The organism is Cupriavidus sp. TMH.W2 (assembly GCF_050847365.1).
GTDB lineage: Bacteria > Pseudomonadota > Gammaproteobacteria > Burkholderiales > Burkholderiaceae > Cupriavidus.
The window spans coordinates 26,589-50,617 of the sequence record NZ_CP193796.1 but is presented as its reverse complement, the minus strand read 5'-3'; the positions used below and the strand labels follow the sequence as shown (position 1 = coordinate 50,617).

26 protein-coding genes are annotated in these 24,029 nt (G+C 61.6%); 8 read left to right on the top strand and 18 right to left on the bottom strand.

All coding sequences use genetic code 11. The features are described 5' to 3' along the window. Positions 1–279: 279 nt before the first annotated feature. Positions 280–723, bottom strand: coding sequence for an HU family DNA-binding protein (locus tag ACREYQ_RS33630; RefSeq protein ID WP_432263577.1), 444 nt, complete (start codon positions 721–723; stop codon positions 280–282). A 182-nt stretch (positions 724–905) separates the two neighbouring features. Here ACREYQ_RS33630 and ACREYQ_RS33625 point away from each other — a divergent pair, with 182 nt between their 5' ends. Then, positions 906–1,919, top strand: coding sequence for a tyrosine-type recombinase/integrase (locus ACREYQ_RS33625; RefSeq protein WP_432263576.1), 1,014 nt, complete (start codon positions 906–908; stop codon positions 1,917–1,919). A 627-nt stretch (positions 1,920–2,546) separates the two neighbouring features. Here ACREYQ_RS33625 and ACREYQ_RS33620 read toward each other — a convergent pair. The 3 genes from ACREYQ_RS33620 to ACREYQ_RS33610 are packed head-to-tail and all read right to left on the bottom strand — an operon-like array spanning position 2,547 to position 4,585. Then, complete coding sequence (locus tag ACREYQ_RS33620) at positions 2,547–3,329, bottom strand: DNA/RNA non-specific endonuclease (RefSeq protein WP_432263575.1); 783 nt, start codon at positions 3,327–3,329, stop codon at positions 2,547–2,549. A 42-nt stretch (positions 3,330–3,371) separates the two neighbouring features. After that, positions 3,372–4,175 (bottom strand): N-6 DNA methylase, encoded by an 804-nt coding sequence (locus ACREYQ_RS33615; RefSeq protein WP_432263574.1) that lies wholly within the window; start codon positions 4,173–4,175, stop codon positions 3,372–3,374. Continuing rightward, a complete protein-coding gene (locus ACREYQ_RS33610) occupies positions 4,172–4,585 on the bottom strand; it encodes a hypothetical protein (RefSeq protein ID WP_432263573.1) in 414 nt (137 codons plus the stop codon). The genes ACREYQ_RS33615 and ACREYQ_RS33610 overlap by 4 nt, the downstream gene beginning before the upstream one ends. Positions 4,586–4,849: 264 nt before the next feature. On the opposite strand from ACREYQ_RS33610, the gene ACREYQ_RS33605 reads away from it, so the two are divergent. Then, a complete protein-coding gene (locus tag ACREYQ_RS33605; RefSeq protein WP_432263572.1) occupies positions 4,850–5,758 on the top strand; it encodes an HIRAN domain-containing protein in 909 nt (302 codons plus the stop codon). 43 nt (positions 5,759–5,801) lie between these two features. On the opposite strand, the gene ACREYQ_RS33600 is transcribed toward ACREYQ_RS33605, so the two are convergent. The 12 genes from ACREYQ_RS33600 to ACREYQ_RS33545 form a co-directional block, all read right to left on the bottom strand. Then, a complete protein-coding gene (locus tag ACREYQ_RS33600; RefSeq protein WP_432263571.1) occupies positions 5,802–6,542 on the bottom strand; it encodes a methyltransferase in 741 nt (246 codons plus the stop codon). A 472-nt stretch (positions 6,543–7,014) separates the two neighbouring features. Then, positions 7,015–7,422 carry a hypothetical protein gene (locus tag ACREYQ_RS33595; RefSeq protein WP_432263570.1) on the bottom strand — a complete coding sequence of 136 codons (408 nt, stop codon included), beginning with the start codon at positions 7,420–7,422 and terminating at the stop codon, positions 7,015–7,017. A 41-nt stretch (positions 7,423–7,463) separates the two neighbouring features. Continuing rightward, positions 7,464–7,982, bottom strand: coding sequence for a hypothetical protein (locus ACREYQ_RS33590; RefSeq protein ID WP_432263569.1), 519 nt, complete (start codon positions 7,980–7,982; stop codon positions 7,464–7,466). Positions 7,983–8,138: 156 nt separating this feature from the next. Next, on the bottom strand, positions 8,139–8,285 hold the full coding sequence (locus ACREYQ_RS33585) for a hypothetical protein (protein WP_432263568.1): 147 nt from the start codon (positions 8,283–8,285) through the stop codon (positions 8,139–8,141). An 87-nt stretch (positions 8,286–8,372) separates the two neighbouring features. Further along, positions 8,373–9,071: a type IV pilus biogenesis protein PilM gene (gene pilM / locus ACREYQ_RS33580; protein WP_432263567.1), complete on the bottom strand. Its 699-nt coding sequence runs from the start codon at positions 9,069–9,071 to the stop codon at positions 8,373–8,375. Positions 9,072–9,073: 2 nt separating this feature from the next. Further along, on the bottom strand, positions 9,074–9,859 hold the full coding sequence (locus tag ACREYQ_RS33575) for a hypothetical protein (RefSeq protein ID WP_432263566.1): 786 nt from the start codon (positions 9,857–9,859) through the stop codon (positions 9,074–9,076). A gap of 1 nt (position 9,860) precedes the next feature. Further along, positions 9,861–10,451 (bottom strand): tetratricopeptide repeat protein, encoded by a 591-nt coding sequence (locus ACREYQ_RS33570; protein ID WP_432263565.1) that lies wholly within the window; start codon positions 10,449–10,451, stop codon positions 9,861–9,863. Then, positions 10,444–11,601, bottom strand: coding sequence for a hypothetical protein (locus tag ACREYQ_RS33565; protein ID WP_432263564.1), 1,158 nt, complete (start codon positions 11,599–11,601; stop codon positions 10,444–10,446). Before ACREYQ_RS33565 ends, ACREYQ_RS33570 begins: the two co-directional genes overlap by 8 nt. 22 nt (positions 11,602–11,623) lie before the next feature. Further along, positions 11,624–11,944 (bottom strand): hypothetical protein, encoded by a 321-nt coding sequence (locus tag ACREYQ_RS33560; RefSeq protein ID WP_432263563.1) that lies wholly within the window; start codon positions 11,942–11,944, stop codon positions 11,624–11,626. A 10-nt stretch (positions 11,945–11,954) separates the two neighbouring features. Beyond that, entirely contained in the window at positions 11,955–12,857 is a 903-nt protein-coding gene (locus ACREYQ_RS33555; protein WP_432263562.1) for a 3'-5' exonuclease, read from the bottom strand. A gap of 172 nt (positions 12,858–13,029) precedes the next feature. Beyond that, positions 13,030–13,359 (bottom strand): hypothetical protein, encoded by a 330-nt coding sequence (locus ACREYQ_RS33550; RefSeq protein WP_432263561.1) that lies wholly within the window; start codon positions 13,357–13,359, stop codon positions 13,030–13,032. A gap of 491 nt (positions 13,360–13,850) precedes the next feature. After that, a complete protein-coding gene (locus tag ACREYQ_RS33545; protein WP_432263560.1) occupies positions 13,851–14,879 on the bottom strand; it encodes an Abi family protein in 1,029 nt (342 codons plus the stop codon). A 378-nt stretch (positions 14,880–15,257) separates the two neighbouring features. On the opposite strand from ACREYQ_RS33545, the gene imuA reads away from it, so the two are divergent. From imuA to ACREYQ_RS33515, 6 genes are all read left to right on the top strand, one after another. After that, entirely contained in the window at positions 15,258–15,962 is a 705-nt protein-coding gene (imuA, locus tag ACREYQ_RS33540; RefSeq protein WP_432263559.1) for a translesion DNA synthesis-associated protein ImuA, read from the top strand. Next, on the top strand, positions 15,889–17,349 hold the full coding sequence (locus ACREYQ_RS33535) for a Y-family DNA polymerase (RefSeq protein WP_432263558.1): 1,461 nt from the start codon (positions 15,889–15,891) through the stop codon (positions 17,347–17,349). Before imuA ends, ACREYQ_RS33535 begins: the two co-directional genes overlap by 74 nt. A gap of 24 nt (positions 17,350–17,373) precedes the next feature. Then, positions 17,374–20,529: an error-prone DNA polymerase gene (locus ACREYQ_RS33530; RefSeq protein WP_432263557.1), complete on the top strand. Its 3,156-nt coding sequence runs from the start codon at positions 17,374–17,376 to the stop codon at positions 20,527–20,529. Between the two features lie 484 nt (positions 20,530–21,013). Then, positions 21,014–21,421, top strand: a complete 408-nt coding sequence (locus ACREYQ_RS33525; RefSeq protein ID WP_432263556.1) for a hypothetical protein — start codon at positions 21,014–21,016, stop codon at positions 21,419–21,421. A 127-nt stretch (positions 21,422–21,548) separates the two neighbouring features. Then, on the top strand, positions 21,549–21,947 hold the full coding sequence (locus ACREYQ_RS33520) for a hypothetical protein (protein WP_432263555.1): 399 nt from the start codon (positions 21,549–21,551) through the stop codon (positions 21,945–21,947). A 5-nt stretch (positions 21,948–21,952) separates the two neighbouring features. After that, positions 21,953–22,267 (top strand): hypothetical protein, encoded by a 315-nt coding sequence (locus tag ACREYQ_RS33515; protein WP_432263554.1) that lies wholly within the window; start codon positions 21,953–21,955, stop codon positions 22,265–22,267. A gap of 22 nt (positions 22,268–22,289) precedes the next feature. On the opposite strand, the gene ACREYQ_RS33510 is transcribed toward ACREYQ_RS33515, so the two are convergent. Together ACREYQ_RS33510 and ACREYQ_RS33505 are read right to left on the bottom strand one after the other, a co-directional pair. Further along, entirely contained in the window at positions 22,290–22,877 is a 588-nt protein-coding gene (locus ACREYQ_RS33510; RefSeq protein ID WP_432263553.1) for a hypothetical protein, read from the bottom strand. Next, positions 22,874–23,839 carry a nucleotidyl transferase AbiEii/AbiGii toxin family protein gene (locus ACREYQ_RS33505; RefSeq protein WP_432263552.1) on the bottom strand — a complete coding sequence of 322 codons (966 nt, stop codon included), beginning with the start codon at positions 23,837–23,839 and terminating at the stop codon, positions 22,874–22,876. The genes ACREYQ_RS33510 and ACREYQ_RS33505 overlap by 4 nt, the downstream gene beginning before the upstream one ends. Between the last annotated feature and the right edge of the window lie 190 nt (positions 23,840–24,029).

The window sequence follows — 24,029 nt, the reverse complement described above, 5'->3', positions numbered from 1 at the left end:
GGGATCTCCGTGTGTACACTGTATATATATACAGTACACGACGGGAGGGTGTCAAAGGCACAGCGCCGAAACTTGCCGGATCTGTGCTTCTCAGGGGCCGGCGCCCAACTTCCCGGCGCCGCAGCTCACTCGCATCTGTGTGGGCAAGTGTACTCTCGCGCCGTGTAGTTCCCGGGGCGCCTCGGAAAACGCGGGCTGGCGAGTACGGGGATCGCACAGCGTTAGCCAAAAAAAAGGGAGCGACGTGCCCCCTTCTGTTTGGAGACCGGCATAGCGGTCTTACAGTGCAGCGTCCTTCAACTTCTTCAGCGCGCGGACCTTCACCTTCACCGACGCCGGCTTCGCTGCGAACCACTGGTCGACGCCTGTGAACGGGTTCTTGCCGAAGCGCTTCTTGGTGGCGGGAACCTGAATTGCCGTCACCTTCAGCAGGCCAGGCAGCGTGAATTCGCCGGCGCCCTTCTTGTGCAGCGCGCTGACGATCGTGTTTTCCAGATGGGCCAGCACGGTCTTCACCGTCTTGGCTTCGAGCTGGGTTTGCGCGACCAGGTGGGCAAGCAGGCTGGACTTGTTGAACGTATCCTTCAGCGGCTTGGCCACCGGTGCCGAGACGGCGGTCTTCGTTGCAGCCTTCGCGGCCGGCTTCACAGCAGCCTTCTTGGCCGGAGCCTTAGCGGCCGGCTTTGCAGCGGCCTTCGCAGTTGTTTTAGCTTTCGTTGCCATATCGGTTCGTAGTTTCCGTGGTTGACGTGCTGGCGGGCCAGATGGGCTGCCGCGCAACACTGCACGCGATATTGCCACGACGACGCCTATTTTCAAGGGATTTTTGCGTCCTTCTGGGCGTTGCTCGGGTATCCTCAACACAATCCCAACCCTCAGGTGAGCCCGATATACGGAGAATCCCTATGAAAGCCAGCGATCGCACCCGCAACACACAGCAAGCCCTCTTCGGCAGCACGTTCGCCGAATGGAAAATGGATGCTGATCGCGCGTTCGATCACTGGCTGGCGCGGCGCGGTGTAAGTGAGAGTAGCGCGAAGATCTACGGCTTCATGTGGCGCAAGTGGCTGCGCTGGACCGCCGAACGCAAGCTCTCCATCACCGCCTGGGAGGCGCACCATATTGGCGAGTTCCTCGACGACTCCGACCTGCACAAGCACCACCGGTACCGCTACGCTCGGCTCATTGAGCGCGTGTTCCAGCAACTGACCACGTTGCGGCCCGGTATGCATAACCCGGCAAGCGTGGCCGTCCAGCAGAAGCTGGCCGACGGCGAAAATGCACCAACCACATTCCTGGATGAGAACGAGCGTAAGGCCATCGAGGGTTACCTGGCGCGGGTACCTCAGCTGCCGCGGGCGATCACGGTAAACGGCGACCAATGGCGCGGATATCGCGACCTGGCGCTGCTTGCCCTCTTCTACGGTGCTGGAGTGAAGGTCTCCCAGGCCAAAGTGCTCAGACGGAAGGCTGTTGAAGCTTCTGCAAGGACAATTGCAGTCCCGCAGAAGATGGGGAAGCGGGTCCATCAAACCCCGGTGGAGCTGCTTGAGGTTGCCCGCCCGGCGATGCAGACTTGGCTACAGTTGCTCGCCAGTGCCGGCCTACCTGGTGATTGGTTATTTCCGACCGCAGGTGACGGGCGCGCGATGCACGCGGCCTCCATGTTCAGACGCGTGACGGCTCAGCTGGAGGCATTGGGGATCGCGGACGGAAGGGTAAGCCGGCTGTCCCCCCAGACGCTTCGCAATACCTACGCCGCGATTCGGTTCGACCGCGGGGATACGCCCGAGGAGGTCGGCAGCGCGTTGGGATTCGTGGACGAGGCCTCGCCCTTCCGGCTGCACCGAGGCTATGTCGAATGGAAGGATGGCCAGGCGTCGCTCGTGGACCAGAGCGAGGCGCGCGAACTTGACTAGCGTCTCCCAAGGTGTCGGAGACACCCGCTACCAAACCCCGTCCAGGCTGGTTGCGCCGGCGGGCCGGCGCCACGTTTGAACATCTGGCTGCCGTCGCGGGTGAAGCAAAGTCGGATAAGGGCCTCAGCGCTGTAACGCTTCAGCGTGGTGTAGATCCTCCGGGCTGATGACAGCGCAACAATTGTTGCGCTGTCGCGGCGATCATAGGTCGAGAGTGCCAGCGTGAAGGGACTCGGCACCCCGCAGCCGATTCACCTCCCCTACGCATGTGCGTGCTTCCTTTTGCGGGTTTACAGCATTGTTTTCGTTGGCCCCGGAAGCTCGTCCTGTGCATGGCACCCTCGCATGAAGGCTCTCTCAAGAAAGCTCTCATGCCAGTAGCCATCGATGCGTGTTACCTATGCTGCTCCCGGCCGGGAGGCCTTCGCGTTGCAAGCCTCATGTTCTGGGTTTGATTGGTCTCTAGGCGGTTAGTTGCATATTCCCTCTCCCGGCACCAGGTCGCCCCGCCCCTCAAGTTTGGCCACGTTATGGTTGAACAAATTCCGTTCGTGCCGGCCGCAGCATCCCACGACTGATGCGCAGCACCAGAGGCTGATGCCGACGACGCGGCCACTGCGACGACGTTCAATCCCATCGCGGTCGGGGCAACTTCATAGGCCGGATGGCCGCTGTATCAGGGAAGAAGCGAGTCCTGGCGAGCTGCTCAATCTCCTGAATCGAAACCTCGCGCGGCCGCTTGGAGTCCTGGTTTTCGAGTAGGTACGCACCGCCGGCGTTGCCCGCGGGGTCGTAGACAATCTTGTAGAGATGGGATGGAACGGCGACGCGACGGTTGAGCCAACGAATGGGCTTACCCTCTTCCTGAATGAAGAGGGGGCCGGTGATCACGAAGACCTGCCGGTGCCGGGCCAGGGACCGCACGGCTTTCTCGATGGCTGCCCAGGCGTTCCGGTTGCCGTCCGCACTCTGCGGCACAATATTGGTAAGCGCGAACGTCTCATAGTCCGAGTGCGGATTGCTGGCGTCGGCCGACGGTGTGAGGTGGCCACGGTCCAGGCCGCTTCCCCGGTAGTCATTCAGTGTTGAGCGCCAAATGAATGGGATCCGCTTGTCCTCATAGAAAACGTCATACCGAGGGAACTCGCGCGGTTGCGAGAACCGGCCGGGACTCAGGTTCTCGGCGGACCACAGCGGGGTTCGGGTCAGGTTGGAATAGACGACGCCGTACTGGGACGAGCAGAGCTCGACCGTGTCCTTGGCCAACTTCTCGTGCCAGATCTCGGGCGCAAAGCCGGCTGCATAGCTCTCCGGGCAGTTCGTCTGTGCACTCCAGGCCGCAATCGGTGCCATGAGCATGGCTGCTGCAACCAGGCCCGCTTTCATGCTGTCGTAGATATTTTTGTGCATAGTGAATTTATTACGCAGTCGCATTATACGCCGAATTATATGTCAGGCAGCTAAAGCATCGCCTTCAGGGGTCGGTCTGGCGTGCAGGGCCACTTCTCGCATTGGTTCATGAGGCGAAACCGGGAAACGGGCTGCCCAGCCGTCGAGGATGTAGGCCGGTGTGTACCAGACAGAAGAGTGTTCCAATGTCAGGCTGTTGCCACAAATCAGCACTGCAGGGATGTGCAGGAGCGTCAGTTGGACGTAGGACATATGCAGGGCGATAATGCTCAGCTCGACGCCCACCGCAACCAGGTGACGCTGGTAGTTCAGACCCGCTTCGGCCATGACTGCAGCCACCTGGATCAGCATCGCACCGCTACCCATTGCCGGCTCGTGGACGGAAATGAACCCTTTGCGGGCAATATGCGCCTCCATGGACTCCCGGTCCATGGTCATCGCCGCTACCAGCTTGCTGACCTCGCCCGGCGTAAAGAATTGACCCATAGCGTTGTTTCCAAGGTCCAGAGCCATGTAGATCTCGCCGAGGATGTCGGCGAAGTGGATAGGTACGCCTCCCGGTCCCACATTCGCCTCGAAAGCCAGCGGCAACCGCGCAAATGCGCCTACGAGGGCACCGAACTCCTCCCGTGTGTAGCGCCCAACGATCCGCAAGTACTCAGCTTCGCGTTCGGCGTGGCCGCGCCGATCGATCTGGGCAAACGTGATGGCGGCCAGCGCGACAAAATCGGTCCATACCTCCGAGATCCGGCGCCGGTAGGCCGCCTCCCGAAGCAGGTTCACAATCTCCAGCTGAACCGAGCCCGCGCTGCCCCGCTTGACTGCGCGTAGATGACGTTGCTTCATGCCGCCCTCCACGTGGATCGGCCATTCTCAATATGCCGGCGCAGCATCGGCGCATCAACGCCTTGCAGGAGCGCTGACCACCCGGTGAAGGTGTGCACAGGCGCCCGGGCCGCACCGATCGAGCAGATGAACAGCGCTCCGTTGGTGGCTTCCTCAATTTCCCAGGATTCCAGCCATGGCTCACGTGGCTGCCGTGTCAGGCCGCAGGCCTGGCAGGCGCCCGCGGAGGTGCAAGCGTAGTACGCCGTTGGCTCCCCAAAGCGGCCCATCCCGCGAAGCGTGTCCAGAGCGGCTTGGCGGTACTTCGGACGCAGCAGACACCGGTCGATCGGCTCCATCGGGATGATGGCCAGGCGGTTCCAGCCTTTGCCGTCGTGGCCGGCAGGTTGGCGATTGAGGGATGGGCTCACGCGAAAGCATGGCCCCTTTGCGGATGGCCCCGGCCCTGGGTTTGTCATCTCACTTTGCATTGGGCTCGCCTTGTTAAAAACTTGATGAGGCCAAGCTACAGATCGCCAGGGGAACCACGCAAATTTGCTGGGAACTAGGCGTGGGTGTGCTCGGTAGTGAGGAGGCCGATGGACCACCCGGAGAGCGATGCAGGCTCGGGCGTATGATCGCGGGAAACGCCATCGCCGCGCGCGGGGAGCGCCACGACGAAAGGAGACGTAGAAGTGAGAAGAGCGTCAACCTATCTGGTCAAGGGGATCCAGTACTATGAAGGCCCCGATCTGGTTCGCCGCGGCATCCTGAAAGCCGGGGAGCCTGCCCGGTTGGTCCGCGAGCGGGACAATCCCTATGACCCGTATGCCGTGGCGGTCTACGCTGGCCGAAACTCGTCGAAGATCGGCCACATATCCCGCGACCACTCTCAATCCGTGTCCACGAGCATCGACGCCGGCGAAGTGGAGTCGGCGTCGATCCAATCGGTAGATAAAAACAGCGGCCCCCGGGTCTACGTGTGTATTACCTTCAGCGACGCGCGCCTTCCCCCGCGATCGCCTCGCCGATTCGACCGGCTCACTGCAAGTGTCACCAACCTTCCGAGAGACGCCGGCGTGTACCGAATCGAATGCGCCGCGACCGGTTCCACATACATCGGCTCGACTGCCTGTCTGCATGAACGAGCGTTGAATCACCTCAGCGACCTCAGATCGGGGCGACACGTCAACCACCTCCTGCAGCAGGACTTTCTCCGCTACGGTCCGGAGAAATTTCGGTTCGTACTGGTGGAAATTTCTATCAGCAGGGAGACTGCGGAGATCCGCGAGAGGGATGAGATCGAAGCTGCGGCGCGCAGAGGCGAAGCGCTGTACAACCGCACGACCGACGGCAAGGGGCGGCTCGATGCGAACAGCTCCACTCAGTCTGGATATGTGGACCTTGCGGGAAAGCTGGCGGCCCAGGCGCGCAGGTCCTCCAGCTTTCCCGACAACGATTCCCCAGCAGGGTCTTCTTCTGACCGATACGGCATGACCACGTCGGGCGCGGCCCTCCCAGAAATCCCTCCGGTGATCGCCACCGATTCAACTCCTCTGCTCACCCGACTAGTGCGCGCCATTCTGAGATTTCTAGGCTACTAGCGAAGCTACCCCCCCACTGATTTGTGGGCGGCAAAGGCGCGCATCAGACGGTTGCGGGAATAGTGGCCACGACGGTATTCACCATCGTTCCTGACGCTTTGAAGGCGCCCTCGCCCAGCGCTTCGATGACTCCGCGACGAGCGCTAACGAGATCTCGGAAGTCCTCTGCAAGCCGGTTGGCGCGGAACGTCACGCCGGCGGACATCACGGACACCAGTCGACCGCGCGGCGCCAGAAATCCCAGCGCATGCTTGACGTGTCGAATGTCCGCCTGCTTCTCGAATGGTGGATTCATGATGATCCGATCGTATTTGGGTTCCGGTGGCAGCTCGAGGAAGTCGTCGTGCAGGACGGATCGCGCAAACCCCGCCTGACGCAGTACCTTTACGTTCGTCTCCAGCAGCTCAACGCAGTCGACAGTGCAAATCTCGGCGGCGGGTTTGGCAATGTTCCCGGTACCAGCCTCGGGCTCCAGCATGGTCATTCCAGGGACAAGCTCCGCAAGTTCCAAAAGACGAAGTACTACGGCCGGTGGTGTCGGGAAAAACCCGAAGTCCTGCGGGACGATAATCTCACCGGTAAGGAGGATCTGGTCGACTGCGCCTGCCGCGTCTCGATCGAACAGATGAGCCTGTGCCTTGCGATTCCACTTTCCGCCAGCCGCGTCCAGAACCTTGTTCACCCGCTTGTAGAGCGTCGGGTCCAGTTGCTGGGTAAGCTTCAGCGCGTTGCCCTCAACCACCGCGCGGTCTAGTACCGCCATTACGTCCATTGCAACTTTCATTGGTTTTCCCTCTGTTTATGAGATGCAAACCATCATGCAATATCGGACGGGGTACCCCGCAAGGCCAGGGCTGATGGCACTCCATGCAAATGGTCTGACCGTACCGTTCCAGCAGGCTGCACAGATGGAATACCGCCGGCACCCCGTGAGGGGTACGCGGTGGTCGTTGTCTCATGTGGTTGGATCAACTGCCGGCGATGGCGAGTTAGGCTTGCGGCTTGGCCCCCGCTTTCGACGAGCCACTTGCCGACTCGGCCGGGCCGTCACCGCCCGATCGGCGCCCATCAGTTGGCTAGGCGGCTCCAGCCTTTGCCTTTGTGGCCGAAAGGTTGGCGATTGAGGGACAGGCACACGCGATAGCCAGCCCGGTGTGCTCATGAAATAGTCCTCTGGGGAAGCTGGGCGTGCACCGTTGGGCCCCGCGCCCGGTGCCTAAGTCGATTTGCGGCTCCAGTGCTGAGGTGTAGGCGGCTCAGTGCAGCGTGGCGCTCGCCCCGCCGCCGGCGGCTGCGAAGTGGCCATTGGTGGATGCAACGTCGACTTCCACACTCACCATCGTGCTGGCCCCTTCGGCGGCGCGTTCGCCGAAGCGACGCAGTGCCTCCATCAGCGCCGCGCTTGCCTGGAAGCTCAACACCTGCACTTCCCGCTCGGTGAAGTCGCCGGCCAAAGCCATTGCATTGAGCGCCGCCTCCGATTTTGCGTGGGCGAGCAGCGCGTGCACCGGGCTGTTTGCGCCGGTCATGCCCTGCATTGCCTTTATCCAGATCATCGTGAGGGCATAGCCTTTCTCAGTCCAAGCCCGTTTACCATTTAGCAGGTTCTCGATGAGCTGCGTTGCCTGGTCGTTGAAGATGGCGATTTCTTGGTTGGTATGCATGATTGAATTAGGTGTGTAGAAAATCCGGCCCGCGCTCTTCGTCAGGGTTTGGGGGCATCCTGCAGCTTGCGCAGCGCGTTTCGCAGCATTTGTTCCGTCTGGGCGGCAGCCTCACCAGAGTTCACCAGCGTGCCGGGGTACCGCAGCAGGGTCCATCCCATCTCTGCGGCCAAGTTGTACTTGCGGGCGTCCTCGATGAAGCCGCGGGCCTGCGTGTGGCGGCCACCGCTCCAGATCCCTCCCTCGAGCTCAACGGCGATCATGAGGCCGGGCCAGGCGAAGTCGAATCGGTAGAGCCTCGGCGGCGCGAAGCGGTACTCCGTGTGCCAGCGAAAGGCGGGGTGCGGCCCGCGGCCAAAGGTTGCTCGCAGTTGCAGCTCGAAAGCGGCCTCGAGGTAGCTGCCCTCGCCACCGAGGCTGTTGCCTCGTTCGGTGGAGGCTTTTATGCGGCGTTCTCGGTCACCGTTCCTTTTGGGGATGTCTCGCTCGACGCGATCGGCCGTTTGTGGGGAGATCCGTCTCAGCTCTTTAAGTGTCAGTCGCATGCTCGTGGTGCCCATTTCGCGATCCGCGTATTGGAGCGGTGCGTTCTTTGATGTTGGACAGCCTACAGAGCGATGTGGGGTACCACGCAAATGCAAATATCAGGCTTTACGCCACACCTCTGCCGGGCTCGCCGAAGCGACGCCAGCTGCCGGTGGTGGCCGAGCGAGTCCTCAGGCATAGTAGTGGCCAGCTTCATGGCAGACGGTCGAGACCATCGGCAAGACGATGAGCAGGCCAACGTATGCGCGCAGCAGCTCGCCACCCGTGAGTGAGTAAAGGTGCGACACCAGGCAGGACCAGTCGCAAGCGACAATCATCGCTTCAGATCCCCCCGGGCAGCTTCACTCCCCAAATCGAGGTGGAACCACGCGAGAATCCTGTCCCGAAGCTGCAAAGACGATCCTTCACGTGGTCGAGCAGGCGGCATACGTAGGCCCAACCCCGGCCGGCGCGTCTTGCCAGTTGGTCACACTTCCATCTTCATATTGGAACTGCTCCTGCACCACAGGACCATTTTTCCAGATTCCAGTTGGTGACGTGCCGTAACGTTGCTGGCAAGTGACGGTCCTGATGAACCGAGGCAGACTGGTGGCTGCATCGATGTAGATGACCGATGCACCATTGGGAATCCCGGGTGGCATAGTCACGGCCGCTGTCGCGCCACTGGTGGTGACGATGAGCTGCTGCCCCTGTGCAACGCCCACTGTCCCGCGCGACGACATTTTCTTCTGCAGCGCGGCACGCACGCCGGGTATGAGCGCAGAGTTGACCCCGCTGGGCGTGTAGAACAGGAATATCTCGCCGTTGCGCAGGTAGGCCTGAACGTCCGACCGGTGCGTGAACCAGGGCGACTGAATGGCAGAGTCCGGCATGAACTGTTGCGCTGGCCCGTTGAATGCCCGGAAATTGGCATAGTTCACCAGGTTGCCGCCAGATTGGGCGAGCGCATAGTTCACGAGCGCCGCGCGATAGTTCTGGATGTTGGTGACTACACTGCCGACGTCCAGATCCGCGGCTTGATCTTCGCGATCGGAGGCGTTGGTCGATACGAAGTACCCGAACCAAATGAACAATGCCAGGGCGATGGCAAACCCGATGGGCATGGCTAGTCCTTGGAGATTGGTTGAATGCGCCGCTGTAGGTCGGCTGCCATCCGGTAGACCCCTAGCATTGTTCCTGGCATCGAGTCGCCTCGCTGCGCAGACACTTGCAATTGCTCGAGCGCAGTGCGCAGCTCGCGGACGTTGCTGTGGGGATCGCCAGGCTTGACGCTACTCACCTTCGCATTGAGTTCGAGGATCCGGGCGGCGCCGGCCCAGTTCCGATTGGTGGCGAAGTAGGTCAAAGCGACCAGGTCCGCGATGCGCTCGGACGCTCGTGCATCACTGAACGTCGCCGCTGCCCTGCCCGCGGCGCGACGGGTTTGATGCCACGCCATGCAGTGACCGAATTCGTGGGCCGCCAGGTAGTGGAGCGCCTCCACATAGTCGAATGCCCCAGAGCGCACGTATCCGTCCAGCAGGTCACTGCGGCTCGAATCGTAGAAGATCACGCAGGTCGGCAGCTCACTGCTCTCGCTGACCCCGCCGACGGCGCGCGCGACCTTCATCTGGTCATACGCCTGCATGGCAAGAAGCTCGTCGGCACTATGGTTGGTCGTCGCCTGCAGGAAGCCCCGTACTGCAGCGTCGGCTGTATCAAAGGTGAGTACTTGAAGCGGCGCGCCGGCCTCCCGGCTATAGCTCGCCAGCATCTGCCCGACCACGGCGCCGAGATCCTTAAGGAAGGTCTGCGAAGGTGCCGCCTGTCCTGCCCCCGGGGTGAGGATAGTGGCGCCGGCGGCAAGCCACGGTAGTAGTGCGCGCGTGGCGCGCGAGACGATCGATGCCACGCTAGTTGCTTGATAACTGGGTTTGGAGCTGCTGCAGCGCCTGCACAAATGACGCCGGCGGACTGTATCCGGCCTGGGTTGCCTGGTCATACCAGTACTTGGCCTGCTGGAGATTGTTGTTTCGGGTATAGAGCAGCCCGAGGTTGCACATAGCCTGGGCGTTGCCCGCGGCTGCCGCCTTGGCGTACCACTGAGCGGCCATATTCAAGTCCGGGCCAAGTCCACCCCCGACGTCATATAGCGTGCCGAGATTGAGCATCGCCTCGGCAATCCCGTTGGCGGCCGCCTTCTCGTACCAATAGCCCGCCTCGGCTGGGTCGAGGTTCACCCCCACCCCTCGCTGATACATGAGCCCAAGATTGAATTGCGCCTCCGGGTAACCATTCGTCGCGAGCCGCAGGTACTGCCGGTAAGCAGTGTTGTAGTCCCCCTGCTTCACGGCATTGTTCGCCGCCACGAAAATGCTGGACGCCGACTCGTTGACGTTCTGCGCCGTGGCCCCGGTGCAGCCCAAAATGAGAGCCGCGCCCGCGAGCACGGCCGCCCAGAATTTGCCTGCGCGGCCGTGTCGGGCAAATGCGAAGTCAACCACCCTCGCGCTCCCGGTATTGCAAGGAAGCATCGCCTTGGCCGTACCCGTTCTGCCGGAGGTCCTGCGTGGCTCGGTCGAGCGTGCTTCCGCCATACCGCTTCTGATGGTCTTGCTGAGCACGCTGACCGCTCTGATAGATCCGGCCGGCGGAATCGATCATGCGGGAAATCTGATCGACCTGGCGAGTGCCACTAGCCGAACCGACGGCTTGCCCCTGCTGGTATATCGAGACGCCATCTCGGCCCAGGCCAGCAAGATCCCGCGTCGTTGCATTCGTATCGCGGTTGCCGGAGGCATTCGCTACGGATTGTGCCAGGCCGATGGCGGAGCGTGCGATGTCAACGAAGTTCGCGCCGACCTTGCGCGCCTGAACATTCCCGGGCGTTGTAGGTGCGTTCATGTTCGCGACCAGCAGCCGGTGGACGGAACGCGAGTAGGCCCAACCATAGGTCAATGCGTGCGCTGCTTCGGCAACGACCTGCGGCCCTTCGGTGCGTAGTTGCGCCACGCCCACCTTCCAGTTGTCCGGATCCCGCATATAAGCCGCAAGCCCCAGAATCGGGGAGGAATCTTCCTTCCAGGCGTCAGCCACGATCTCGTGCACCGCCTTGTCGATCTCCGCCAGCGGGCGCGTCGGCCCATCGCCGGCATTCACGGATTGGGCGTACCCAGCCAGCACTTCAGTTGGAGACAGACCCTCCAGCGAGGAATCGGAGCGGATGAGCACGTTATACGGTTCGGGATTGGCCCGGACGAGCTTTGCGGCAGCGCGCATCATTTCCATGGTGCCGGGCATGCGCTCCTGCAGCCGCTCGCTCCGGATCTCGATCGGGTTTGTTCCCGGGGCTGCGTGCCTCCCGCCGTGACCGGAGCCGTAGGTCACCGCGTACATCCCGGCCAACGCCAGCATTGCGCCGGAGATGGCCAGCACGGGCGTTGCTCGCTTGAGCCAGCGAGCGAAGCGCTCCTTCTCCTGGCCACTGGGACCGTGCACTGAAATCTGGCTCGGGCGCGCCAGTCCGCCAAGGCCAGGCTTTGCTCCCGCGGTACTGGAAAACCGCGCTATGAACTCCTGCGCCCGGGGGCTGAGATTTGCCAGTTGGGGCGGAACTTCGACACCTGGCGAGTTGCTGAGTTCTGCTGTGGTCATGTTCGCTCTGTCCGTTGAGGGATTAGGCAGCAGCCGTGGGCACCGGTGCGCCTTTGAGGACGAAATCGCCAACGAGCACATTCGCGTTGGTATCGCCAAGCATCACCAGCAGGCCATCTGCGGTAGCAACTGCGTCGATCACGTCCTTCGATACAGGGGCGGCCGGCGTGCCCAGCTGTTCGACGGTGCCGTCCGCGCACTTCCAGGTGATCGTGTCCGCCGAGACCCCTATCAAGGTCGGCTCGCCGCGGCCCTCACGCGTGGGAATCATGACGGCGACCTGGTCGTCGCGTCGCAGCTCGGCATACACCAGGGTCGTCACGTGTTCGTTCGTCGTTTGCATGGTCTCTCCTTCAGATTTGGTTTGGTCCAGGGCCGGCTGCTCCGGCGCGCGGCCGGGGCGAGAAGCTGAAACGTGGGGTCGTGCTTACCTTAGCTGGCGGTTCAGGCACCGGTGCTTGTGCTGATACCTGCTGCACCGGCTGGCCAGAAGCCGCGCTGGGCCATGGCCACGGCCGCCCGCCTTCGCGGTAGGCTCGCACCAGGTACGGGTCGACGTCGGCTTGGCGGAGATACCAGTCCCAGTAGCTATGAGGGACTTCCGAGATAGGGAGGCCCTGATGCTTTCCGAACGGCATGAGCTCAGGGACTCGGGCAATCTCACTGATCTCGAACAGCTCATCGAATGACCAGGCACCGTCGGCACGAAGTGCGCCGCGCCGCTGCAGTTCCTGCACGATCCGGCTGGCCAGCCGCAGGTTGATCCCAACGTCGACAGCAGCGTCATGCGCGTGCATCGCCAGACTTTGCGCCACCTCAGGCATGAGGAAATAGAGGAGCGCCGACTGGGTGTGGCTGTCGCACTCCGGCCACAGCCGCTGTGCCAGTGCGAGGGTATCGATACCCTTGATCTCGCCATAGCCCTCCGCCGGCGCCGCCGCGGCTATGACGCCGATGTCGTAGTCGATCTTGTGGCCGAAGAGATACGAGATGCCGTCCGGTAGGCGGAAAGTCGAGCCCGGCGGGCAGAGCGCAACCGCCTCATTCGTGATGTGATGAGTCGCCATGGCCCCGTACTCGATCGGCTTACCGGGGTTGAAGCGCTGCGCCACGGTACCGCGCGCGCGCTCATTGCCGACGAGCTCGCCGGCTAGCTTCGCGATACTGTCGGACGAGGGTATCGGAATCCAGGCGGCTTCAACGAGGCCTGGGTTCTTCTTCCCGGTAGTCTCAGTGTCGAAGATCAGCGCATTCATGTTCGAATTGGATTCTGATCAGGCACGCGGGCGAGAGGTCCGGGGCCTCGATGGCGTAGCGCCAACGAAGGGCCAGGCCCCGAGATCTTGTTGTGCGCGGACTTCTTTATTCATTGTTAGTATGCTACGCCGAAAGATAAATCACGATGGCCATTCGCTTTGAATGCTGTGCTCAGGCGTGGTGGCGACGGGGCAAATTCATCGACTGCCGCGTGTCCTCGACAAAAAAGCGGATCACCTTGGTGAAGTCGGCAACGAGGGTTTGCGACAACGTGCGCTGCCTGGCAGGCAAGTTGTTCTGCTCCATCATCTCCAGGACAACCAGGCCGTAGCTGTTTGTGATCTGTGCCAGCTTGTTCACGGACTTGCGCTCTACTTCATCCAACTGCGAAGCGGCGATGGTAGTCAGGCCGCGCAGCAGGTCACCGAGCTGGGCCCAGAGGTCGCGCAGGTCAGTTTCTGCTGCCGCGGCCCGCAGCGATACCGAGATGTCGATAGCCATGGTCAACCCCGCGGGCGTTCAAGGGTCGGCGAGGCATCCTGCCCCTCCTCCGTGTTGGATCCAACGCCCCAACGGCGCTTCCAGGCGGAAAAGTACTCCAAAGCGACCTCGACCGGCGTTGAGAGAAGTGCCGGCCCGCTTGCCTCCCGCAGGTCATGGCTGGGCGTATCGCCATCGATCGCCCGTAGCGATGCCCGAATGGCGAATGTCATACCACCGGTACCAAGCGGGGGTGGCACGTCCTGATCCGGATTCCAGTCCCTGACCGCCTCTTCAGTGAGACCGTGGCGCGCGAGAGCGGCCGCCAATAGTTGGCTCGAGCGTTGTATGACCGGGAGGGAGGTCGGCATAGGATGTCCATAGGGTCCAGATTGTTGGATTCTATATCATCCTACGCGGTTGATTGCTACTTCGAAATTTATCGACAGCCCCGATTGCCGCGCAAGTGTGCACACTGCCCGCGCAGGAGACTCAAGGGCAGCGCTACGGTGTCAAGGTTGCCAGATGGAATCGCTCTGCCACGCGGATGGGAAGCCCATACTACCCATATCTCGGCTGAAGGTAGGAGTTGACGCGAACATTCCTGACATGAAGCTGGCGATGCCATCATCAATGCCCTGTGCTTTGCACATAACTCGCAGCATTACCAGTACCGAGTACAGGCGATTTATATGCGTGGGCGCCATTCTACCTTTCTGAACACCCGCAGGCATCTGCAGATTCCGGTTCCACAGGCGATTGTGATGAGCGCAAAGATTCCGCAACTGCATAATGCAGCTAAGATTGGTTATTAGCGAATCGTATGACGTCAGACCAAACGGTGTTGCAGCGTCATTCAGGCGATTTTTTCCCTGCGAGACAAAGAACGCAGGATGCTCTTTATTTAAACTCTTGCAGCAGCTCGTAAGCTGCTCCAATGTAAGTATCTCGGAAATAATCCAGAAAGGTGGGCAGTGCCTATTATTGTATGATTTCTTCGTATAGTATTTTTCTCGATAATGCTGCACGAACTCCTGCTTTCCTTTGCTGAAGCGATCCTGCGCTTTCTTTAGGGCTTGCCCAACAGGGGCATAGCTCCGAAAAAGCGACTGATCGAGGTGCCAAAATGGGTCCCTCGTCGTTGACGTGACGACATTATCGATAACCGCTCTAATTCTCACCTCTAGCGTGGCGAGAATCGGAAGTAAGAAATCGCGCATTCGCTGATCGGCGCAGTAAAGATTGTATAAATCGTTAAAACTTGTTCCGTGGAAAAATTGATCCGTCGTCTTATCTAAGAACGGGATTGCGTATGCCTTGAATCGGAAGTAATTCTCACGAAAAATCGTAAGCTCTGCAAATCTCCTATCAGCTATATGCAGCCCTTGCTGATGGAGCTTACGTGCGAGATCGCTCGGGGTCTTATACGGCTTGTTGTATTCGACGAGATGTGAATGCGTCTTATGGAAACGCGCCCAATTCCGTGAGGCCTGATACGTCTGTGCTACCCGACGGCCCACCTCGATAAGCTTGTACAACATCGGAGAGACCCCTCATTCTTTTTGTCGTCGCTCGGTCGATACGGGATTGCTGGCGGCACTCCACTCACTCGACGCGCAGTCACCGGGGATGGCAATTTGGATTGCGTGGACGTTAAAAAGCCCACACAGCCCGACCGCGAGAACCTAGTTCTCGCTTTGTGTGGTCGGTGCCGTGTGGGCGTTGTTGAGGCAAATGTAAGTCTCTTTGATGGCCTTGTCAACATCCCGCTTTCGGCCGGCAGCCGGAACGGAGGCAGATCTAACGTGCGAGTAGGCCACTCAGCACTTACGGTGTGCTCTATTCGGCGTATTTTGCGACGTTACATTGCTACTGTATAAACATACAGTACACTGTATGGACATACAGCTCAAACGATCATGTCTGCCCCAAACCCGGAGACCATCCACCCTGCACTTTGGCGCGCCTCGCAATTGGCGAGGGCGCCTGGCCGCACGCTGCCCACCGGCTACCCGGAGCTGGCCAGCGAGCTGCCTGGCGGCGGTTGGCCGGTGGGCACGCTGATCGAACTGCTTGCGCGCCAGCCTGGCGTGGGGGAGCTGCGCCTTTTGCGCCCAGCACTCCTCGCTGCGGCGGCGCGGCCGGTTGCACTGATACAGCCGCCGCACACTCCGCAGACGCTCGCCCTCTCGAACTGGGGCGTTCCGGCCCAGCAGCTACTGTGGATCCGGGGGCAGAAGACGGCCGACACGCTCTGGGCGACTGAGCAGATGCTGCGCGCCGGGACCTGCGGCGCCGTGCTGCTATGGCAGCAGCATATCCGTCCAGACTCGCTGCGCCGTCTGCACCTGGCCGCGCAGTCGGGCGAAACCCTCTTCTGCCTCATGCGCCCGGCCGCCTGTGCGCGCGACGCCTCGCCGGCAACGCTACGGCTCTCCATCAGCCCGGCTGCAGGCGGCATCGAGGTGCTCTTTCTCAAGCGGCGCGGCCCCCAGCAGGACGCACCACTGTTCATCCGGCTCGAGCCGTCGCCGAGCCTCCTCCATCGCCATGTTGCGCCTGTGGATCTGTCTACGCCTGCCATCGCTACCACTCGAAGTGTTCCGGCCGAGCTGGTCCACTGAGCTGCCGACGGCAGTGCTGGAAAGCGAGAAGGTGTGTGCCATGACCCCAATGGCCGCCCGTGCCGGCGTTCGCCTTGGCATGCGCCGCGGGGGCGTGCTGACCATGGCGCCCCAAACTCTCATTTTCGACCGTGCGCAGGATAAGGAAGCCGAAGGCCTGCGGCGCGCCGCGATCGCCCTGCTTCAGTTCTCGCCCAATGTTGTCGAGGCTGAGGAGGCCTGCGTCCTCGTGGATGTATCAGCGAGCCTGCGGCTATTTGGTGGTATCCGGAAGCTCGTGCGCCGCGTCCGAGAAACGGCTCGGGCGCTGGGCATGACGCCAGTGACCGGCTGCGCCCCGACCGCGCAAGGCGCTTGGCTGCTGGCCCGCGCAGGCGGCGGCCGGGCCCTGTCCCACCATTCCCTCGAGCGCCAGGTCACAGGCCTGCCGGCGGCCGTGCTGCCCGCGGCCCGTCCGTATCTTGAATGGCTAGATGGCCTGGGTTGCCGAACGCTCGGCGACCTGCGCCGCCTGCCGCGCGCCGGCCTGCAGCGCCGCTGTGGCAAAGAGCTCAACGAGGTGCTGGACCGCACGCTCGGCCTGGCGCCGGAGATCTTCGAGTGGCTCGACGCCCCGCCGAGCTTTACCGCGCGCGTGGAACTGCCAGACCGCATCGAGCACGCTGAGGCAACACTACTCTATGCCCGCGGCCTGATCGTCCAGATGCTGGGTTGGCTGGCCGCTCACCAGCTCGCCGTGACCAAGGTCGCTGTCGAACTGCAGCACGAGCGCGGGCGCGCGGCTGTTCCACCCACGGTCGTCGAGATCTCGCTGGCCGAGCCCAGCTGGAGCGAGGATCACCTGATGCGCCTGCTGCGGGAACGGCTCGCCCGCGTGCAGGTGGAAGCCCCGATGATTGCCGTGTGCCTGTCGGTCACGGATGTTCAGCCGAAGGATCCGCCCAGCGAGGATCTTTTCCCTGAGCCTGGCGGGAAACCGGAAGACCATGCGCGGGTGATGGAGCTACTCTCGGCGCGGCTTGGCGCCGAGAACATCCTTCGCCCGGCCATGCGGGCGGACTACCGGCCTGAGGTTGCCAACGCCTGGGAGCCTGCCGTCGGCAAGCCCCGCCCCGCCCCGCGCGCCCCGAACCTGCCGCGGCCAGCCTGGCTGCTGGACAAACCCGTCGCGCTGCTCGAGCGGGACCACAGACCGTTCTACGGCTCGCCCCTGCGCCTGGTTTCGCCCCCAGAACGCATTGAGGCGGGCTGGTGGGCAGGCGAGTTGGTGACGCGCGATTACTATGTCGCCGAGGGGAAGGACCATACCTTCTACTGGATCTATGCCGAGCGAATGGCCAGCCCAGAGGGCAAGTCCGCGTGGTTCCTGCATGGGCTGTTCGCCTGAGGGACAGCCATGGACACAGATCTCATGGGTCAGAATCTCAGTGGCGCCGGCTTGCCCGATTATGCCGAGCTCCACTGTTTTTCGAACTTCTCGTTCCTTGATGGCGCCTCGCGCGCCGAGGAACTGGTTGAGCGCGCTGTGGAACTCGGCTACAGCGCGCTGGCCATCACAGACGAGTGTTCCCTTGCCGGCATCGTGCGGGCGCACACAGAGGCGAAGCGCCACGGGCTAAAGCTGCTGGTGGGGGCGTCGTTCCGCCTGGTGAACGAGGACGGCAGCCCGTCGCTCTCGTTTGTTGCGATCGCGCGTAATCGCGAGGGGTATGGGAATCTGTGCGAGTTCATCACCATGGGGCGCACCCGCGGGGCGGAAAAGGGAAGCTACCGGCTCACCCAGCATGACCTGGACCGGCCCGGACCTGGGTTTGAACATCTGCGCGGGCTGCCCGACTGTACGATCATCTTTACCCCGGATTTCTGCACACACGAGGCAACCCTCGACGCCCAGGCACGCTGGGTCACTGCCACCTTTGCCGGCCGCGCGTGGATCAGTCTCACCCTGCTGTACCGGGCCATGGACGATCTTCACAGAGCGGCAGTCCTGCGCGCAGGGATCGCCCATCATCTTCGGGTGGTGGCCACCGGCCATGTGCTGATGCACGTGCGCTCGCGCAAACCCATGCACGACATGCTCAGCGCCATCCGCCTGCGCAAGCCGGTACCGGAATGCGGATACGAGCTGACTGCCAATGCTGAGCAGCACCTGCGTTCGCGCCTGCGACTGGCCAACATCTATCCGCACCGCACCCTCACCGAATCCGTACACATCGCCAACCTGTCGACGTTCTCGCTCGATGAGCTGCGCTACGAGTACCCGGACCAGCTTGCGCCGCCTGGCGTCTCGCCGGAGGACTATCTGCGTCAGGAGACCTTCGCCGGCGCGCACCGGCGCTTCCCGCAGGGCATTCCGCTATCCGTGCAGTCCCAAGTTGAGCACGAACTCGCGTTGATCGCGGACTTGCACTATGAGCATTATTTCCTGACGGTCTATGACATCGTGAGGTTTGCCCGCAACAACGGCATTCTTTGCCAGGGTCGCGGCTCGGCGGCCAACTCGGCAGTCTGCTACTGCCTGGGAATCACCGAGGTCGATCCGGCGCGCGGCAACCTTCTGTTCGAGCGATTCATTTCGAAGGAGCGCAACGAGCCGCCCGATATCGACGTCGACTTCGAGCATCAGCGCCGTGAGGAGGTGATCCAGTACCTCTATCGTCGGTACGGCAGGGAGAGGGCCGCTCTGACCGCGGCAGTGGCCACCTACCGGCCGCGCGGCGCTCTTCGAGAGTCGGGGAAAGCCCTGGGCGTCGATCCGACCATCGTCGACCAGGTAGCCAAGGCGCACCACTGGTTTGACGATCGATCCGACCTGATCAAGCGGTTCGCCGAATGCGGCCTGGACGTCGAGGGGGAGCTCACCCAGCGCTGGGCCAGCATGGCAACGCAGCTGCTGGGCTTTCCTCGGCACCTCTCACAACATCCCGGGGGCTTCGTGCTCACAGCAGGCAAGCTGTCCCGCCTGGTGCCAATCGAGAACGCCGCCATGGCCGGCCGCAGCATCATCCAGTGGGATAAGGACGACCTCGATACCTTGGGCCTGCTCAAGGTCGACATCCTGGCGCTCGGCATGCTGTCAGCAATCCGCCGCACGCAGGACCTGGTCAGCGAGCAGCGCGGCGAGCTCTTCGAGCTGCAGGATATCCCAGCCGAGGATCCCGAGACGTATGAGATGCTCTGCAAGGCGGACACGATCGGCGTGTTCCAGATCGAGTCACGCGCGCAGATGTCAATGCTGCCGCGGCTGCGCCCGCGCACCTTCTACGACCTGGTGATCGAGGTGGCCATCGTGCGGCCGGGTCCGGTGCAGGGTGGCATGGTTCACCCATTCTTGCGCCGGCGGCAGGGCCTGGAGCCGGTGAGCTATCCCAGCGAGGCCATGAAGACCGCCCTCTCCCGCACCCTGGGCGTCCCGATCTTCCAGGAGCAGGTCATGCAGGTGGCCATGCTCGCTGCAGGCTTCTCCGCCGGGGAAGCCGATCAGCTGCGGCGCGCGATGGCGGCGTTCAAAAGACGTGGTGGAATGGAGAAGTACTACGAGCGCATCGTCTCCGGCATGCTCGAGCGCGGATATGACCTCGAGTTCGCCGAAAGCATCTTCCGGCAGATCCAGGGATTTGGCGAATACGGGTTTCCGGAGAGCCATGCCGCGAGCTTCGCGCTACTCGTCTACGCAAGCGCGTGGCTCAAGCGCCACGAGCCCGCGGCATTTCTGTGTGCGCTGCTCAACAGCCAACCCATGGGATTCTACAGCCCCTCGCAGCTCGTCCAGGACGGCAAGCGGCACGGTGTCGAGGTCCGGCCGGCCGATGTTGCCATCAGCGAATGGGATTCCGCCCTTGAGCGGCGAGAAGGTGGCCAGCCGGCGGTGCGACTGGGCCTGTCGCGGCTGCGTGGCATGCGTGAGGAGGCCGCGCAACGCATCGAGATTGCCCGCGCCGCCCGGCCCTTCGACTCCCTCAAGGACCTCGCGCGCCGCGCGGCCCTGGACCGCCACGACCTGCAGGTCCTTGCGGCCGGCAACGCCCTACGCACGCTCTCGGGTGACCGCCGCCAGGCGCTTTGGGAGTCAGTAGCGGCGGTGCCAGACAAGGATCTGCTGCGCCCCGCCGACCTGGTCGAAGAGCGCCCTGCCCTGCGCGCGCCGACCGAGGGCGAGGAGATCGTTGCGGACTATCGCACAATGGGTCTCACCCTCAACCGTCATCCCCTAGCGCTACTGCGGCCGCAGCTCGCCGCGCGCCGCTTCGAGCCGGCCGCGGTGCTGGGTACCTACAAGAATCGGCAGCTCGCCCGCGGTTGCGGGATCGTGACGGTCCGCCAACGGCCAGGCACGGCGGCAGGGATCCTATTCGCGAGTATCGAGGACGAGACCGGTGTGATCAACGTCATCGTCTGGCCTAGCGTGCTTGAGCGTTTCCGCAAGGAGATCCTCAATGCATCGCTCATCGGGATCTACGGCCAGTGGCAGGTCGATGGCGATGTGAAGCACCTGATCGCGCAGCATGTTATCGACCTGACGGCGTTGCTGGGGCGGCTTGAGACTGGTAGCCGCGATTTTTGCTGAGGCGCTTGGTGCAAAAGCGTTGATTTTCCCGAGATTGGCAGAAGGGGAGAATCCTATGCAATTTCGTTGATTTTTCCGATCTCGCCAACAACAGACCCCTGATTTGTACGTTCTCGTGGGCGTCTGGTAGATTGCATTTCCGATCCGCTGGCATCCGACTGAAATGCACGCCCCTCGCATCCACCTTTACCTCGCCAAGGCATACTTTTGGCAGTACCGCGTCCGCGCCAATGTCCCATGGCTTGTCGGTAGCGTTCTTGGCTTTACCCCGGTGCTACTCATCCTTGCGTATGTCGCCGTAGACTGGCTCCCAGATCTTGACCGCATTTTCTACACCACCCTGAGCTGCTCTTGCCTCTGGTCCCTGGGTTTCGTCGCGTCTAGAGATGGCTTGACACTCATGCTCAGAAGTCGGCTTGAGCTGACTATTCACGTCCCCCGCGCCTATGTCGCTAGCAAGCGGCGGCGTACGGTTGAGTCATTCGTGACTGACGTCTCGGAGATAATTCTCTGGGCACAGCAGATGGGCTTCCGAACCGTAACCATGGATTCTCCCCTTCTCCACAAAGCTGCACGCAGGATCAACCTTGCCGCCGATTTACAGCTAACGTGTGGCGAAGGAGTTTCCGTCAACTCTCTCGACGTCGTTCGTAGAGTCCCGTTTGTTGAGCATCACGCGTTCATGTTGCTGAGGAGCAAGTGGTCGATCTACGGCGTCCGCACGGCGCTCATCTACTTTATCCAGAATGGGAAGATGCCCAAGGGGCAGCCTGACGGCCTTACACGAGATCGAGGCCGCCTGGTGTCGGGAAGAATCGTCGTCTCATTTCCCAAAACAGCGCAGGAAGATAGGAGCCCGACCGTAACGCCGGCGCCCGGACTTTCGGCATAAAGCCCGAGGCGTCAACGAGCCGAACTGTGAGTATCTGCCGGGGTAGAAGAGGTCAACTCGGAACGACCTACTGCAGCCGAGGTTAGACTGCAGTGCAAGAGATAAAGGGGCAAAATGGCCAACATCCTTGGTCAGAATCAATCAGGGCCGCCACGATACCGAAGAGGAGCTGCTGGGACTGAAGGAGAACGCGGAGAGGCTTGGCCGCGCCGATGCTCTCGACGCCGTGCACCAGCGGCTTCGCCTCGTAGCGCCCAATGTCTATCAACGCCTGGTCGGACCGTTGCGCGCGAGGATCCGCGACAAGCGTTTCCAGTGCTACTGCAACAATCCAAAGAGCCTACACGCCATTTGCAGCGACATCCTTGCCGATGCGGTGCACTCGCACGCGCTCACCTGTGACGCCTGCTGGCAGGAGGACCTGGCCAAAACGTGGGGATATTATGGCTGGGCAGCCAAGACAATCTCCCAGCAGAAGTGGAACGAACTCTGCCAACAGCGGGCTTACTTCAAGTTCGTGGAATAGGTGTCATGACTGAGTGGGGACCGCAGCATGCACTCGACTACGCGCGCAAAATGCTGGACGAGGCAAAGCCACACCTTTTTCAGTTGGAAGAGCCAGACATCTACCGCTCCATGGTGAACGCGCTAAGCGAATGCCAATCCGCCCTCTCAAATGGAGGCGCGCCGCCTTGGGGATTGTTGCGAGACGTTTGGGCTCCACTGTTCGTTCGCCTCCGAGTAGCGGAGAACAGGACCCCATCTCAGAGCGATTTGTTGGATATCGTCGAGAACATTAGGATGGGGTTTGAAGAGGCAGGTATCAAGCTGACCCAGCGCGAGTGAGCCTGTCGAGGCGCCGCCCTGGTCAGCGCGGTTGCTGGCCCCGCCGAGCGTGAGGGACCTGATGCTCGTCATTGTGTGCAACCTTTTCAAGCAGGCTTGTCGGCACATCGAACTCATCGAGGTCATCAACGTTGGGGCACCACATCTTGTCGGCATGCTCCAGGCAATCGAGCAGCGCGTTCTCGGGCGTGAGCGCAGGCAACCCGTAGATCGGCTCGCCCCAGGGCGAAAACTTCCGGTACCACCGCATCGACCGTTTGAAAAGTTCCACCCCGTCCATTGAAGGGTGGCTGCCATCATTGAGCACAGCGATCGCCAAGGCTTGAGGGATCTGGGTGATCCACCCGTGGCGATGCAGCACATTCGGACCGATCACAACGGCAGATGGATACGCCATCTTGACGGCGAGCGCACGATTTTCTTCCCAGTTCGGATGTCGCACCAGGTTGTAGTACAGCCCCAGGCGCTGCCCCGCAGCCTTCACCATCCCCTGGTCTTTCCATCGCGCGACTGTTGCTTTCACTGCAGCATGATCCCGGTCGAGCAACTTGGAGATGTCACGAAGCGAGAAAACCGCCGGCATCCTCCCCAGCGTCTTGAACGAGTTCACGGCTTCTCCCGAGTTTGGCCGGGTTTGTCGCTGTCGACAGGGGCATTCTCGAGCAGGATCTCGATCGCCCGAGAACAGTGCCGCTTGGTGACATTCACCATTTCCTGGACCGTTTGCGGCCACATCGCATTCCACATTGCCGGCGCGATCCAGGGCTTCAAGCCCACCTCCATGCTGGTCATCAGCTCCTCATTGGACTTGTTCACTAGATCCTGCAAACCCGCAATGGCGTCAAAGGCCGTCTGGTCATAGAGAGCTGCGGTGTTCTCCATTGCCGAAAGGAAGTCCGGCACGTCACCAAACTCTTTGTCCGCGCTGAGATGCCCCCCGCCTTCAGCGGAGACATCGCGAAGTTGGGTGGTGAGATACCAAACGTCAAACACATCCCTGGGCTTCAGGCGGCCGCGGTGCGCGATGGCGTTGAGCTTGTCATAGAAGATTTGCCGGGGCGTGGCAACGTTGAAGATCGGGCGAACCGTCGTGTAAAGCGTCGCACCAGCTTTCGGGGCCAGCGCGCGGTGCACGCCCTCATAGTGAGCTGCTTTGTCGTGCGGTACCTGCCAGAACTCGGTCTTCACCTTCACCTTACCCACGGTGTCCGGCAGGGTGATCCCAATCTGGAACATGGCGAGCTGTTTGCCTTTGCCGCTCTTGTCGGCCAGGTCGACCTTCGCACCAGGGTAGAAAGGCACGATGGCGTGCTGCACCTCACGGGCGACAAGCTGCATCGCTTCGGAAAGCTGCTCAGGCCTGACGTCTCCCGCAATGAAATCGAGATCCTCGGAGAACCGGGGGGACGCCCAAGCCAACGCCAGCGAAGTCCCCCCCTGGAACGTGAGCGAGCGTCGATCAAAGTCGGTGCTCTGCGACAGCGCGTTCAGGGTGAGGAAATGGGCCAGGCTCGCGACGTCGCGCTCAGTCTGGGGATCAAGGGCTTTACGGGCGGGGGTCATTGAAGACATCTCTCTTTCAGCACTTATGCGCGTAGGTGCAGTATAAGACTTATCTCGTTTTATACCAAGTACGATACTATAAATCGTATCTTAATTGACGTAAATTAGCCTCAACGGACGCGAAAACGAGTTCTTGAAGGAGAGACATGCTGTATTAGGCATATCTGCAGCGGTGACGGCAGCGTCGTCAATCGTTGAG